Origin of the sequence: Thermosulfurimonas marina, assembly GCF_012317585.1 — a bacterium.
Classification (GTDB): Bacteria; Desulfobacterota; Thermodesulfobacteria; order Thermodesulfobacteriales; family Thermodesulfobacteriaceae; genus Thermosulfurimonas_A; species Thermosulfurimonas_A marina.
The window spans coordinates 200730-215493 of the sequence record NZ_CP042909.1 but is presented as its reverse complement, the minus strand read 5'-3'; the positions used below and the strand labels follow the sequence as shown (position 1 = coordinate 215493).

The following is a 14764-nucleotide window of genomic DNA, read 5'->3' as shown; positions in this document are numbered from 1 at the left end:
CTTTACCGGTAGTAGAGGTTTCGTCCTCCCATGGTGAGGAGGGCTTCGTAGAGTTTGAGGCGGAGTTCTCGGCGATCCCAAATCCCTTGAATGTGTCCCCGGCGGAGGGCGTTTTCCGCACTGTGATAGTCCGGGGGTACGGGTTTTCCGGTGGTCTCGTAGATCACCCGGGGGCCGGCAAAGCCCAGGCGGGTGGAACGCAGGGCAAACTGGTAGGGAGCCGCTCCCAGGAAACTGGCCACCGGCCCGGCATAGGAATTGTTGTCGTAAACCACGAGATAGAGCCCCCCGGAATCCACATATTCCCTTACGGCCATGGTGCAGCGGGGCATCTGAATTACCCCGAGGGTGCCCTCGTGGATACGGATGCCCCCGGTGGTGTGCACCAGGGCAATGAGGGGCCGACGGGTAACGCGGGCCCGGTCGCAAGCCCGGATGAATTTTTCTCCCTCAGCCACGCCCACCGTCCCCTGCCGGAAATCGGCGATGAGCATGGCCACGATTACCGAAATCCCCCCGATACGGGCCTCAAAGGTCAACATAGCGGAATTGCGCCCGGTGCGCCGGCGGGCCTCGGCCAGCTTCTCCGCATAGCCTTCAAAATTTAAGGGGTTGCCCGAAGAGAGCCCCTCGTTGAATTCCCGGACGCTTTCCCGATCGAAAAGGTTGTTGAGGTACCACTGGTATTCCAGAGGAAAATGGTGACCGCAGTTGGGGCAGACCCCACAGAATTCCCCATAGAGATCCGGGACCCAGAGGTCCGGACATCCATGGGTTTCGGCATTGGGACAGGTGACCGTGCGATCCTCGAGGGCCAGAGGACTTACGTAAAGCTCTTCCGGACCTTCCAGGCGTTCCACCGGAGAGACCACCCGAGGGGCCCGGCGTTTCTTTCCGGAAATGAGGTTGTAGACGGATTTTACCGGGTCGGTCACCGGCTTAAGAAAGGCCGAGCTCTCTTCGCGCAACTCCTCAAACATGCGCCGTACCGCCCGCTGACTGTGCCGGAAGACTCCGTAACGCAGGCCGTGAAAGACCTTGGTCCCCAGATCCTGGCCCTTTTCGAAAAAGGTTTTGAGGCGGGAGGCTTCGCCGCAGACCGCCCAGCGGCCCATCTCCCGATATTTGCGGGAACGGTTCTCCAGGAGGATTTCCTTCTCGTCTTCGGAAAGCTCCCAGTTGACGTAGATTTCAAAGTCTTCCGGGACTTCTTCCTGTCCGTTTTTTCGGGAAAGGAGATACTTGCGGAAGGTGCGGAGGCTGCGGGTCTGGAGGACCACCTCGTCTGTGGCCCGGATCATCTCGTAGCGCAGACGCCGGAAAAAGGCGTAGTCTCGCCGCCGGGCCCCGAGAGGGGGTTCGAGCACGATCCGATCAATGGTCCCCAGGCGCAGATTGTCCTCGGCGGTGAGCCGGAGATTGCGGGCACAGCGTTCCACCAGTTCCCGAGGAGGACGGCCCTCCCGCAGCTTGGCCTCGATGGCCGCAGCCCCCTCGGGACTAATCACCGAATAATATCCCCGAGAGGCCATGAGCCTTAGGTCCGTAAGCCCTATGGCCTCCGCCCCTCCCGATCCCCCCTCGGAAATAAAGGAGACCGTGGGGACCTTGAGTTTGGCCATGGCGTAAAGATTGCGGGCGATCTGTTGGGCCGCCCCTGGATAGTCCTCGATGGGATAAGCCCCGGGGGTGAAGATGTAAAAGTGGATGGGGATGCCTTCGGTCTCCGCGATGCGCATGTAACGCAGGGCCTTTTCGTTGCCCCAGGGCTTGGCGCTTCCTCCCTCCCGAAATTCCTCCCCGTGTCCCTTCTCGTGCCCGATGACCATTACCTGATGAAGATAGACCCGGTCGCCTACCCGGCGGGAGATCATGGCCCGGGCCACCACCACCGCAGGATCAATGTTGATTTCCCCCTCACCTCCCAATTCGGTATAGCTGTCATAGACGTTTTCCAGGATGTCGAGCAGGGTGAAGCGCTGGGGGTGCCGGACGATCTTTACGATTTCGTAAGGGGTGAGGGTACGGGCGGCGAGGTCCTCCAGTTCTTCCAGCTTGGAACGTAAGGAAAGCAGACGCTCCCGCAGGACCCCTGAAGGCTCCTCGTAGAAACGGTTTCGCAGGTCTTCTAGATGGGCCATGACCTCCGCCAGGCTCTCAAAATCTTCTCCCTTGATGTCCCGGAGATAGAGGGCCCGCTCCCAGAGATCGGTGAGTTCCCGATAAAGTTCACTCATGATACGAACTCGTAGACCTCGGAGAGTTTGGCCCGGAGATAGGGCACATTGGTTACCAGAGGCTCTCCCCGGGCGGTGCGCCCTTCAATGGTCACCTGATCCAGGAATTCCCGGGCCCGGGAAAGGGCTTCCGGGGTGTCCTTTCCCCAGACGATGGCCAGGGCCAGGTTGGGGTCGTATTCCGTGGGGATTTGGTAAGGCCGATTGCGGGGCACATGGGTGCGTACCGTAAGCCAGGGGGCCTCCGGAAAATGGAAACCTTCGATCACCCCGGAAAGGGGACGGAAGCCCCGCTCCGGATCTTCGGCTACCAGACGCAATTCGATAGCCGTGCCCTCAAAGGTGATGTCCTTTTGAGCATACCCCAGGGAGTCTCCCAGGGCCACCCGGATCTGCTCCCGGATGAGGTTTACCGCCTTTCCTTTGATGCGGGCGATGCGGGCCGAGATCTCGTTTTCCACCTGGATCCGGGTATTGACCTCCATGAGATAGGCCTTTCCTTCAGGGGTGACCAACCACTCCCAGGTGCCCACATTATCGTAACCCACCGCTTCGGCGAGCTTTAAGGAATGGGAAAGGATTTCTTCCTCTAGGGCCTGGGCCTCGAAGTCATAGTTTTTGAAGCGGGGGTCAAAGCCCGGGGCCAGTTCCACCCGTTTCTGGCGCCCTGGGCTCTGAATGGTGCAATTGCGGGTCCCGAAATGTACCAATTCTCCCTTTGGGGTGCCCAGAAGTTGGACCTCCAGGTGCTGGAAGCGCCGCAGTCGGACTTCGATCACCACTCCTTCGTCTCCGAAAAGTCTCTTGGCGTAAGCGCGAACGCGCCGGAAGACCGGTCGCACCTCGTCCAGCTCCCGCACCTCCTCGATGCCCATACCCCCACCGCCGGCTGCAGCCTTGATGAGCAGCCGCGGGTCCTCTTCCCCGTTTTCGGAAAGCCAGTCAAAGAGTTCTTCGGCCCGGGCCTCAGCCTCGATTTCGTTATAGAGGGGCTCCGAAGTCCCGGGGATAACCGGTATTTCCAGTTCCCGAGCCAGGCGTTTTACATGGAGCTTGTTTCCCAGATCCCGAATAACCTCCCAGCGGGGGCCGATAAAGATCAAAGGCCGCGAGCGCTTGACCGCCCGGCGGGCAAACCGGAAGTCCTCGGCCAGGAAGCCGTAGCCCGGATGGATGGCCGTACAGCCGGCTTCGTCAGCCACAGCCAGGATCTCGTTGGGATCGCGGTAGTCCGAAATGCGGTATTTCCGGGGGGCCCGGGTCACGTGCAGACTTTCCTCGTCGGACCGGGTATAGACCGCTACATACTCCAGGCCCAGTTCCTCGCAGGCCTCCATAATGCGCAGGGCAATCTCGCCACGGTTGGCAATGAGGATGCGGTGTTTCATGAGGGCCCTCGCTTAGGGGGCAAAGGGGTCGCGCAGGAGGATGTGGGCCTCGCGGGCCGGACCGGTGGAGATCATCACGATGGGGACCCCCAGAAAGTTTTCCACAAAGGAAAGATACTCCCGGGCCGCCTGCGGAAGGTCCTCGAAATTTTTCACCCCCTCCAGACTCTCCGGCCAGCCCCGAAAGGTCCGGTAAAGGGGTTTGAGTTTCTGGAAATCGGCCATCCTTACCGGGGTCTGTTCCAGGCGTCGGCCCTCGATTTCATAGGCCTCACAAAAGAGGATCTCCGGAAGGCCGGAAAGGACGTCCAGTTTGGTGATGGCCAGCCCGGTAAGACCGTTGAGTCTGGCCGCCTCCTTCAGGATAACCCCGTCTAGCCACCCACAGCGTCGGGGCCGGCCGGTGGTGGCTCCGTACTCGCCACCGCACTCCCGCAGGCGCTCCCCGGTTTCGTCTCGGAGTTCGGTGGGGAAGGGGCCCTCGCCCACGCGTGTGGTATAGGCCTTGGCCACTCCCAGGACGAAGTCAATGCGGGTGGGACCAAGGCCCGCTCCGGCACAGGCGTTCCCGGCCACGGTGTTGGAAGAGGTCACGAAGGGGTAGGTTCCGTGATCGATATCCAGCTGGGTGCCCTGGGCCCCTTCAAAAAGGATGTTGCGCCCTTCTCGATGGGCCCGGTCCAGAATTTCCGAAACATTGGTCACGTAAGGGGCCAGGCGTTCGCCGTAACGAAGATAGGTTTCATAGATTTCTTCAAAGGAAAGGGGCTCGCGGCCCAGGTATTTTTCCAGATAGAAGTTCTTTTCTTCCAGGACCTCCCGGAGCTTGCTGGCAAAGGTTTCGGGGTCCAGGAGTTCCCCCACGCGGATTCCCCGGCGGGCCACTTTGTCTTCATAGCAAGGGCCGATGCCCCGGCCGGTGGTCCCGATGCGGGTCTTGCCCTTCAGGGCCTCGCGGCCGAGATCAATGGCCTTGTGATAGGGCATGATAAGATGGGCCCTTTCGCTCACATAAAGCCTTCCCGGAGGCACGGGAAGACCGGATTTTTCCAGTTCCTCTATTTCCTGAAGGAGGACCGCTGGATCCACCACTACTCCATTTCCGATCAGACAGACCTTGTCCTCATGAAAGATGCCCGAAGGGATGAGGTGCAGAATATGTTTGCGTCCGTTGATGACCAGGGTGTGCCCGGCGTTGTTCCCTCCCTGAAAGCGCACCACATAATCGGCCCGCTCGGCCAGAAGATCCACGATCTTGCCCTTGCCTTCGTCTCCCCATTGCGTGCCTACCACCACTACCGAGGGCATAGCTACCTCCTGCTTGAGTTCCAGAAGCCAAAATACTTAAAATGGCCCCCGGCGTCAAACCCCAATTTTAAGATTCTAGGGTTGGGGAAGACCCGGAGATCCGGAGATGTGGTAAGCTATCCGGGATAGATCGTCCGATAGGCAAGGAGGAGAAGATGAGGTATCCAGAGGTGGAAACCTTAGTGGTGGGGCCCTTGGCCGTGTGTTGCTATCTGGTCTATGATCCCGAGACCCGAGAGGGGGTGGTCATTGATCCCGGGGGAGACCCGGAAAAGATCCTGGCCCGCATCCGGGCCCTGGACCTCAAGATCCTCTATATTCTCGGCACCCACGGACATGCGGATCATGTGGCTGCCGCCGGCGATTTGCGCAAGGCCCTCGGGGCCCCCTACGCCCTTCACCGGGCCGACGAGGAGTTTTTTACCTCCGGAGAAGGGGCCTCGGTCTTTGTCTCCTGGGGCTTTCCCCCTAATCCCCCGGCAGACCAAACCTTTGAGGACGGAGACCGCTTTTCCTTCGGAGACTTCACCCTCACGGTGATCCATACCCCGGGGCACTCTCCGGGCTCGGTCTGCTTTTATGACGGAAACCGGCTGCTTTTTACTGGGGATACCCTTTTTGTAGGGGCCGTGGGGCGGGGGGATCTGCCCGGAGGGGACTACTTCCAGATGATGCGCTCCATCCGCGAAAAACTCTTTGCCCTCCCGGAAGACACCATCGTCTTTCCCGGACACGACTACGGAGACCGCCCCACCTCCACCCTAGGCCGGGAAAAGAGAGAAAACCCCTTCCTCCAGGAGGGCCTCTGACTTTCCTTGAAAATCCACAAAGACTTTGTTAAATTTCCAGTATGTATCGGAAGCGGTGGCTTGCGGAAAAGATCAGGAAGGCCCTCGAGTTTTTTCCGGTGGTGGCGGTGGTGGGGGCCCGGCAGACGGGAAAGTCCACCCTGGTCCAGCAGGAGTTCCCGGAGCGCACCTATTTTACTCTGGATTCTCCCGAAGTAAGGTCCGTCCTGGAAGAAGATCCTTACGGGTTTCTTTCCGCGCAGAAGGGGCCTTTGACTCTGGACGAAGTGCAAAAGGTTCCGGCCCTCTTTGAGGCCCTAAAGCTCCTGGTGGACCGAAACCGCGAGCCAGGACGTTTCCTCCTCACTGGTTCGGCCAATTTCCTTCTCTTAAAAAGGGTCTCCGAAAGCCTTGCCGGAAGGATTGCCATCTTTGAACTTCCGGGATTCATGGTCTCCGAGGCCGAGGGCTATCCCCCTCCAGGGTTTCTCAAAGATTGTCTGCAGGGGTTTCCCTCTTTTCCCGAAAAGATTCCTTCCAGACCGCCCTTGGAGACCCTGATTGCCCGCGGGGGTTTCCCTCCGGCGGTCCTGGCCCCGGACGAGGAAACGCGGCGCTGGTGGTTTGAAAACTACCTGGCCACTTATCTCGAAAGGGATCTTCGGGATCTTTCGCAGGTAGCCTCTCTGGGAGACTTTCGCCGGCTCATGGGGCTTGCGGCTTTGAGGACTGCCCAGGTCCTCAACCTGGCAGAGTTGGCCCGGGACGCCGGTCTTTCTCCCTCCACGGCCCGAAATTATCTCCAGCTTTTAGAGATCTCCTACCAGGTGAGAAGGCTTGCCCCCTTTTTTGCCCACCTGGGAAAGCGTCTAACCAAGGCCCCGAAGCTTTATTTTCGGGACACCGGTCTGGCCCTGGTCCTTGCGGGAATTGCTGTCCGCGCCCCGGAATTGATTTTTCATCCCTTTTATCCCGCCCTGGTGGAGAGTTTTTTGGTGGAGGAGATCATCAAGCTTCTTTCTTTTTTAGAGCCCCGAGCCCGAATCTATTACTTTCGTACTCATGCTGGGGCCGAGGTGGACCTGGTGGTGGAGCTGGGAGAGAGACTCCTTCCTATAGAAATCAAGGCCTCCACCCAAATTTCTCCCCGCAAGTTGGCGGGGCTTAAACAATTCCTCAAGGATTTTTCCCACCGGGCCCCTTTTGGTCTGGTGGTCTATCTAGGGGAGGAGGTCCTGGCCCTCTCTCCCGGCATCTACCTCGTGCCTTGGAGGGCCCTTATCTGACTAAGAGCGGCCTATACCGGTGTAGCGGAAGCCCAGGGCCTTTACCATCTCCGGTTCGTAGATGTTGCGTAGGTCGATGAGGTTGGGTTCGGCCATGAGCTTTTTGATCTCGGCAAGATCCAGGAAACGAAACTCGTTCCACTCCGTAAGGATGATCAGGGCGTGGGCCCCCCGGGCGGCCTCGAGAGGACTCGGGGCGTAGTCCACCTTGAGGTCCGGCAGCCAGCGCCGGAATTCCTCCTGGGCCACTGGATCGTAAACCCGCACGCTGGCCCCTCGACGGACCAGCTCCGGGACCACGGTAAGGGCCGGAGACTCCCGCACATCGCTGGTGTTGGGCTTGAAAGAAAGCCCGAGCACGGCCACCTTCTTTCCGGAAAGCTTCCCGAGGAGGGCCTCGGCCTTCTCCACCGCCCGCAGTTTCTGTCTTTCGTTGCTTTCAATCACTGCCTCGAGGATCCTTATCGGCTCGCCCACTTCGCGTCCCTGATGGATAAGGGCCTTGACGTCCTTGGGGAAGCAGGAGCCCCCAAAGCCCGGGCCGGGGTTGAGGAACTTCCGGCCGATCCGCGGATCAAACCCCATGGCCCGGGCCACCACGGTAACGTCCGCCCCTAATTTTTCGCAGAGATTGGCGATCTCGTTGATGAAGGCCACCTTGGTGGCCAAAAAGGCGTTGGAGGCGTACTTTATGAGCTCGGCTGTCTCCAGGTTGGTGATAATGAAAGGGGTTTCGGCCAGATAGAGGGGCCGGTAGATGTCTTTTACGATAGCGATGGCGTAGGCGCTCTCGCCCCCGATGACCACCCGGTCCGGATGCATGAAATCTTCCACCGCCGAGCCTTCCCGCAGGAATTCCGGGTTGGAAATCACGTCCACCGCCACCTTGTTTTTCTTGTGCTCATCGATAAGGCGTTTTAACCAGCGGTTGGTCCCTACAGGTACGGTGCTCTTGGTGACGATGACTTTGTAATCGTCCAGGGCCTCGGCCAGAGAAAGGGCCACTTCTTTGATCTGGGAGAGATCCGCCGAGCCGTCCGGATTGGGAGGAGTGCCTACACAGATAAAGACCACCAGGGCCTGCTTGACCGCGGCCTTGAGATCGGTGGTGAAGGAGAGCCGTCCGGCTTCCATATTCTTGCGCACCAGGTCCTCAAGCCCCGGCTCATAGAAGGGAATACGGCCCTTCTGAAGCTGCTTGATCTTTTCCTTGTCCTTGTCCACGCAGATGACCTTCATGCCGAAGTCGGCCATACCCGCCCCGGAGACCAGCCCTACATATCCGGTGCCGATTACCGCGATGTGCATTTGGTCCTCCCGAAAAGAGGGCTTAATTTTGGCTGTATAATACTGGCTGGTCTTATGATGGAAAAGACCCCGGGGTGCTCCGAGGCCCTCTACTATACTTGCGAGAGCTGTAGGCTGCGCTTTCCCTCGCTGGAGAGTCTTAAAAGGTGTCCGGCCTGTGGGGGAGGGCTTCGATTTTTCTTGAGCCGACCCCTGGAGAAAGATGGCCCCAAAGAAAGGAAACTTCTCGAGCCCTCGTGTGTAGGGGTCCTGGAGAACCTGCGCAGCGCCTGGAATGTGGGCTCGATCTTCCGGACCGCCGAGGCCGCCGGTCTGTCCCATCTTTATCTCTGTGGGATTACCCCGGCCGGGGATCATCCCGCGGTGGCCAAGACCGCCCTGGGGGCCGAGGAGGTGCTCCCCTGGTCCCACCATCCGAATGCCCTGGAGTTGACCCGAAGGCTCCAAAAAGAGGGCTTTTTTCTCCTGGCCCTGGAGACGGAGGGGAGCCGGCCCTGGCATCCCGGGCTTGAACTTCCGGAGCAGCCTCTGGCCCTGGTGGTGGGAAACGAGCTCTGTGGAGTGGACCCGGAGGTGCTCTCTTTGTGCGACCTGGTTCTGCAACTTCCCATGCGGGGTTACAAGCGTTCCCTCAATGTAGCCGTGGCCTTTGGGGTGCTAGCCCTCTGGCTTTCTGCCCGCCGCTCTATTCCACGGTAACACTCTTGGCCAGATTCCGCGGCTGGTCCACGTCGCAGCCCCGGCGCACGGCCATCTCGTAGGCGAAAAGCTGAAGGGGTACGGTGTAAAGGAGGGGGGAGATCTCCCAGGACACCGGAGGCAGCCCCACGAAATCTGTGGAAAGCCCGGCCAGATGTTCGTCTCCCTGGGTGCCGAAGGCGAGGACCGGCCCTCTTCGGGAGCGCACCTCTTCGATGTTGGAGACCATCTTTTCGTAAACCACCCCGGACTCCCTGGGGGCGAGGGCCACCGTGGGCACGCTCTCTTCGATGAGGGCGATGGGGCCGTGTTTCATTTCTCCGGCGGCATAGCCCTCGGCGTGAATGTAGGAGATCTCCTTGAGCTTGAGGGCCCCTTCCAGGGCTACGGGAAAGAGGATGTTCCGGCCCAGGTAGAGGAAATTTTCTTGTCGAAAATAATGCTCCGAAAGCTCCTTGAGTAAGGGATGTACCTTGGGAATCAATTTTTGAAGAAGTCCGGGGAATTCCACCAGCTCCCGGGCCAGGAGCCGGGCCCTCTCCGGAGAGAGCCTTCCGGAAAGCCCTCCCAGATAGAGGGCCAGAAGGAGGATCACCGTGAGCTGGGAGGTGAAGGCCTTGGTGGAGGCCACCCCAATCTCTGGGCCCGCGTGAGTGTAGATGACCCTGTGGGCCTCGCGGGCAATGGTGCTCCCCAGGACGTTCACGATACCCAGCACCCGGGCCCCTTTATCCCGGGCCAGACGCAGGCCGGCCAGGGTGTCCGCCGTCTCCCCGGACTGCGAGATTACCACGGCGAGGGTCCCTTCGTCCACCAGGGGGTCGCGATAGCGGAACTCGGAGGCCAGATCCACCTCCACCGGGATCCCGGCCAGGGCCTCCAGGAGGTATTTTCCCACCAGCCCCGCGTGGTAGGAGGTGCCACAGGCCACAAAGAAGATCTTCCGAAGGCCCTCAAAAAATTCCGGCGAGAGGGCGGCGTCGGAAAGATCCACCCGCCCGCTTTCCGGGTCCAGCCGTCCTCTCAGGGTGTCGCGGATGGCCTCGGGCTGCTCGTAGATCTCCTTGAGCATAAAATGGGGAAAGCCCCCCTTTTCGGCCTGGGAGGCGTCCCAGGTGATCTCCTGAAGGGGCCGCCGGACCGGAGAGCCGTCGAGCCGGAAAAGGCGCACCCCCTGTCGGGAGAGTTCCCCGAGATCCCCGTCCTCTAGGAAGATCACCCTCCGGGTCCAGGGAAGGAGGGCCGGGACATCCGAGGCCAGGAAGACCTCGGCTTCTCCCAGCCCCAGGACCAGGGGGCTCTGCTCTCGGGCACAGACGATGCGCTCCGGATCTTTTCGCCAAATGACCGCCAGGGCGTAGGCCCCTTTTACGCGCTGAAGGGCCCGTCTCACCGCTTCGGCCAGATCCCCGCTTTCGGCCAGGGCCTCTTCCACCAGGTGGGCCAGGACCTCGGTGTCGGTCTCGGAGACGAAGCGGTGTCCCCGGGAGGCCAGTTCCCGGCGCAGACTCTGGTAGTTTTCGATGATCCCGTTGTGGACTACGGCGATCTCTGCCCGGCAGTCCAGGTGAGGATGGGCATTTCTTTCCGAGGGCTCCCCGTGGGTGGCCCACCGGGTATGTCCCAGCCCCGGGGCCCTTCCGGAAACCTCGATCCGGGCTAGACTTTCGTCAAGGTCCAGGATCTTACCCTTTACCCGATGCACGAAAAGTCCGTTTTCCGTGAAAAAGGCCACGCCGGCGGAGTCATAGCCCCGGTATTCAAGGCGCCTCAAACCCTCAAGGAGGACACTCCTTACCGGGCGCTCTCCGAGATATCCGATGATGCCACACATTCTTTTTCTCCTCGTAGTTTTCGCAAATAATCTTCCCATTCCCAGGGAAGGAGGTATTTCTTCTTGTTGTTGCACTCCTTACAGGCCGGGACCAGGTTCCACTTCTCCGAGCTCCCCCCCTGGGCCAGGGGGATCTTGTGGTCCATGGTGAGTTCCTGCGGGGGAACCCTACGGCCGCAATAATAGCACACTCCGCGGGCACACTTCTTGCGCCACCAGCGGGTCTTTCTCAAACGCCGGGCCTTTTCCTTCTCCCGACGGATCCTTTCCTCCGGGCTGAACCAGTCTCCTTTCACCTTACCCACCGAGCTTGCCAGCCTTTTACAACCCATTTAGTATAGCTGAGGATGCGCAGCGAAACAATTAAAAGGGCAGGGCTTGCGGAAATTTACGAAAAGATTGAGGCCGGGGAAAGGCTTTCCCGGGAAGACGGACTTAAACTTTTTCAAACCCGGGATCTCCTGGCCCTGGGCTGGCTGGCCCGTAGGGTGCGGGAGCGCCTGCACGGTCGCCGCGTTTATTATGTGCTCAACCGGCACCTCAACTACACCAATATTTGTGAGAACCGCTGTCGTTTTTGTGCCTACTGGAGGCCTCCCGGAGATCCCGAGGGCTATGTGATTTCTCCGGAGGAGGCGGTGCGCCGTCTTTCCGAAGGACCCCCTCCCCGGGAGATCCACATTGTGGGAGGAGTGCATCCCGAACTCCCCTACACTTATTATCTGGAGCTTCTTTCCGCGGTCCATGAGGCCTTTCCCCAGGCGGCCCTTAAGGCCTTCACCTGTGTGGAGATCGACCACCTCAGCCGGATCTCCGGGAAATCGGTAGAGGAGGTCCTTCAGGATCTCAAGGCCGCCGGGCTTTCCTGTCTCCCCGGAGGAGGAGCGGAGGTCTTCTCCGAGAGGGTGCGGGAGAGGCTCTTTCCTCGCAAGATCTCCGCCGAGCGCTGGCTGGAGATCGCCAAGACCGCCCACCGCCTGGGGCTTCCCACCAATGCCACCATGCTCTACGGGCATCTAGAGACCCTGGAAGAGCGCGTGGATCACCTCTTGCGTCTGCGTGAGGTCCAGGACGAGACCGGAGGGTTCCTCTGTTTCGTGCCCCTTCCTTTTCTCCCGGAAAAGACCCCTTTACGCGAGGAGATCAAGCCCACCACCGGTTTTGAGGATCTGCGAACCCTGGCCGTGGCCCGCCTTCTGCTCGACAACATCCCCCACCTTAAGGCCTACTGGGTCTTCTTGGGGGTGAAGCTGGCCCAGCTGGCCCTCCACTTCGGGGCCGACGACCTTCACGGGACGGTGGTGGAGGAAAGAATCAGCGAGGCCTCCGGGGGACGGGAGGCCGAAGCCCTTTCGCGAGAGGAATTGGAGCGCCTCATCCGGGAGGCCGGTTTCGAGCCTGTGGAACGGGACGCCTTTTATCGGCCGGTCTAAACCTCGCGCACCACAGCCAGACTCACGATCCGCTCCTGGCCGTTCAGGAAAAAGAGCTTTACCCCCCGGGTGGGTCTGCCCTTGAAGGGAATCTCTTTTACGCGCAGACGGATGATCCTTCCGGTATCGGAGACCAGGAGGATTTCGTCCTCTTCGGAGACCAGGAGACCCCCGGCGAGTCCTCCGCTCTTTCCGTTGACCTTGGCCGCGATGAGCCCCTTGCCCCCCCGGCTCTGGAGCCGAAATTCCGCAAGACGCATCCTCTTTCCATAGCCGTACTCGGTTACCGTGAGGAGGTCCCGCTTTTCCTCCGGAGGGATTACCAGGAGGCTTATTACCTCGTCTCCTTCGGAAAGCTCTATACCCTTTACTCCCGTGGCTGCCCGTCCCATAGGGCGTACTTGTTCCTCGGGAAAGCGTATGGCCTGTCCTTTCCGGGTAAGAAGCAAGACCTCTTTCTTTCCGTCCGTAAGCCCCGCGGCGACCACTTCGTCGCCTTCGTGGAGTTTAATGGCCAGGATCCCGGTGGAGCGGGGATGGCCGAATTCCGAAAGCTCCGTCTTTTTGACCAGACCTTTCCGGGTGGCAAAGAACACGAATTTCCCGGGCTCGAAGGCCTTGACCGGAAGGACCGTGGCCACCCTCTCGTTTTCGGAAAGCTGTAGAAGATTGGAAAGGGCCGTGCCCCGAGCCTGGCGACCGGCCTGCGGGATATCGAGCACCCGCAACCAGTAAGCCCGCCCCTGATTGGTAAGGCAGAGGAAGGTCTCGTGGGTGGTGGCCACAAAGAGATCCCGTACCGAGTCCTCATCTCTTATAGCCAGCCCGCTCACGCCCTTTCCGCCGCGACGTTGCTGGCGATAGGTGGAAAGGGGCAGCCGTTTTACATAGCCCTGGTGGGTCAGGGTCACCACCATGGCTTCCTCCACCACCAGGTCCTCCCAGGAGACCTCGCCCTCGGCGGGGACGATCTGGGTGCGGCGTTCGTCGGCGAACTTTTCCTGGAGCTCCCGCAACTCGGCCTCGATGACCTCCTTGAGGGTTTCCTCTTCGTTCAGGATCTTTTCGAACCAGGCGATCTGACGCAAGAGTTCTCGGTGTTCGGAGACCAGCTTTTCGCGCTCCAGGGCCGTAAGCCGCTGGAGTCGCATCTCCAGGATGGCCTGGGCCTGGGCCTCGGAGAAGGCGAAACGCCGGATAAGCTTTTCCTTGGCCTCCGCAGGGGTCCGGGAGCCCCGGATGAGGGCGATGACCTCGTCGAGATGCTCCAAGGCCTTGAGTAACCCTTCCACGATATGGGCCCGTTCCCGGGCCTTGCGCAGGTCGTAGCGGGTGCGCCGCAGGACCACTTCCCGACGGTGGGCCAGAAAATGGGCCAGGGCTTCGCGCAGGGAAAGGAGCTCCGGACGACCCCGCACCAGGGCCAGGAGAATGATCCCGAAGGTGCTCTCCAGCGGAGTGTGTTTGTAAAGTTGGTTGAGGATGATCTGGGCCTGGTCGGCCTTTTCGCGCTTGAGTTCCACCACCACCCGGATGCCGTCCCGGTCGGACTCGTCCCGTACCTCGGCCACCCCTTCAAGCTTGCGCTCCCGGGCCAGCTCGGCGATGCGTTCCACCAGCTTGGCCTTGTTGACCTGGTAGGGGATTTCGGTAATGACGATGGCCGTTCGGCCCCGTTCCCTTTCTACGAAGGCCCGCCCCCGCATTTTGATGAGGCCCTTTCCGGTGGCGTAGGCCTCGCGGATCCCCTCGGTGCCCACGATGAGGCCCCCGGTGGGAAAGTCCGGGCCCTTAATGTGTTGCAGGAGTTCGTCCAGGGTGATTTCCGGGTTGTGGAGCATGGCGATGAGGGCCTCTACCACCTCTCCCAGGTTGTGGGGCGGGATGTTGGTAGCCATGCCCACGGCGATTCCCGAGGCCCCGTTGACCAGGAGATTGGGGAGCCGGGACGGAAGGACCGCAGGTTCCATCAGGGTGTTGTCGTAGTTGGGGACGAAATCTACGGTCTCCTTTTCGAGATCGGCCAGCATCTCCCCGGCGATGCGGGAAAGGCGCACCTCCGTATAACGCATAGCCGCCGGGGCGTCTCCGTCCACGGAGCCAAAGTTCCCCTGACCGTCCACCAAGGGGTAGCGCATGGTAAAGTCCTGGGCCAGGCGCACCAGGGTGTCATAGACCGCGGCGTCTCCGTGGGGATGATATTTACCGATAACCTCTCCCACCACCCGGGCGCTTTTTTTGTGGGGCGAGCGCCAGTCGTTTTTCATTTCGTACATGGCGTAGAGGATGCGGCGCTGGACGGGCTTTAAACCGTCGCGCACGTCCGGAAGGGCCCGCCCCACGATCACACTCATGGCGTAATCCAGGTAGGAGCGCTTGAGCTCTTCTTCCAAGGGAATCTGCAGGATCTCGCCCATGAGACACCTCCCGGCTAACATATACCTCCGATCCCCCGGACCTTCAATGAAGGTTTCTTTCGTGTT

The 14764-nt window shown here is 60.3% G+C and carries 11 protein-coding genes; 4 read left to right on the top strand and 7 right to left on the bottom strand.

Annotation, left to right across the window (positions count from 1 at the left end; genetic code table 11):
* Positions 1-2: 2 nt before the first annotated feature.
* The 3 genes from FVE67_RS01070 to FVE67_RS01060 are packed head-to-tail and all read right to left on the bottom strand — an operon-like array spanning position 3 to position 4933.
* Positions 3-2237 carry an acetyl-CoA carboxylase carboxyl transferase subunit alpha/beta gene (locus FVE67_RS01070; protein ID WP_168718829.1) on the bottom strand — a complete coding sequence of 745 codons (2235 nt, stop codon included), beginning with the start codon at positions 2235-2237 and terminating at the stop codon, positions 3-5.
* Positions 2234-3625, bottom strand: coding sequence for a biotin carboxylase N-terminal domain-containing protein (locus FVE67_RS01065; protein WP_168718828.1), 1392 nt, complete (start codon positions 3623-3625; stop codon positions 2234-2236). The genes FVE67_RS01070 and FVE67_RS01065 overlap by 4 nt, the downstream gene beginning before the upstream one ends.
* Before the next feature lie 12 nt (positions 3626-3637).
* Positions 3638-4933: an adenylosuccinate synthase gene (locus FVE67_RS01060; RefSeq protein WP_168718827.1), complete on the bottom strand. Its 1296-nt coding sequence runs from the start codon at positions 4931-4933 to the stop codon at positions 3638-3640.
* Positions 4934-5088: 155 nt separating this feature from the next.
* Between FVE67_RS01060 and FVE67_RS01055 the strand changes: the two genes are divergently transcribed.
* Together FVE67_RS01055 and FVE67_RS01050 are read left to right on the top strand one after the other, a co-directional pair.
* Positions 5089-5742, top strand: a complete 654-nt coding sequence (locus FVE67_RS01055) for an MBL fold metallo-hydrolase (RefSeq protein ID WP_168718826.1) — start codon at positions 5089-5091, stop codon at positions 5740-5742.
* A 41-nt stretch (positions 5743-5783) separates the two neighbouring features.
* The gene (locus FVE67_RS01050; protein ID WP_168718825.1) at positions 5784-7007 is read left to right on the top strand and encodes an ATP-binding protein; all 1224 of its coding nucleotides are present in this window, start codon (positions 5784-5786) and stop codon (positions 7005-7007) included.
* Here the strand turns inward: FVE67_RS01050 and FVE67_RS01045 are convergent, their stop codons facing one another.
* Complete coding sequence (locus FVE67_RS01045) at positions 7008-8315, bottom strand: UDP-glucose dehydrogenase family protein (RefSeq protein WP_168718824.1); 1308 nt, start codon at positions 8313-8315, stop codon at positions 7008-7010.
* 54 nt (positions 8316-8369) lie between these two features.
* Here FVE67_RS01045 and FVE67_RS01040 point away from each other — a divergent pair, with 54 nt between their 5' ends.
* Positions 8370-9014: an RNA methyltransferase gene (locus FVE67_RS01040; RefSeq protein WP_168718823.1), complete on the top strand. Its 645-nt coding sequence runs from the start codon at positions 8370-8372 to the stop codon at positions 9012-9014.
* On the opposite strand, the gene glmS is transcribed toward FVE67_RS01040, so the two are convergent.
* Positions 9001-10848 (bottom strand): glutamine--fructose-6-phosphate transaminase (isomerizing), encoded by a 1848-nt coding sequence (gene glmS, locus FVE67_RS01035; protein WP_168718822.1) that lies wholly within the window; start codon positions 10846-10848, stop codon positions 9001-9003. The genes FVE67_RS01040 and glmS overlap by 14 nt on opposite strands.
* The gene (locus FVE67_RS01030; RefSeq protein WP_168718821.1) at positions 10809-11180 is read right to left on the bottom strand and encodes an HNH endonuclease; all 372 of its coding nucleotides are present in this window, start codon (positions 11178-11180) and stop codon (positions 10809-10811) included. Before FVE67_RS01030 ends, glmS begins: the two co-directional genes overlap by 40 nt.
* 15 nt (positions 11181-11195) lie before the next feature.
* Here FVE67_RS01030 and mqnE point away from each other — a divergent pair, with 15 nt between their 5' ends.
* Positions 11196-12281, top strand: coding sequence for an aminofutalosine synthase MqnE (mqnE, locus tag FVE67_RS01025; RefSeq protein ID WP_168718820.1), 1086 nt, complete (start codon positions 11196-11198; stop codon positions 12279-12281).
* On the opposite strand, the gene gyrA is transcribed toward mqnE, so the two are convergent.
* Positions 12278-14698, bottom strand: coding sequence for a DNA gyrase subunit A (gene gyrA / locus FVE67_RS01020; RefSeq protein WP_168718819.1), 2421 nt, complete (start codon positions 14696-14698; stop codon positions 12278-12280). The two genes, mqnE and gyrA, sit on opposite strands and share 4 nt — an antisense overlap.
* Positions 14699-14764 lie beyond the last annotated feature (66 nt).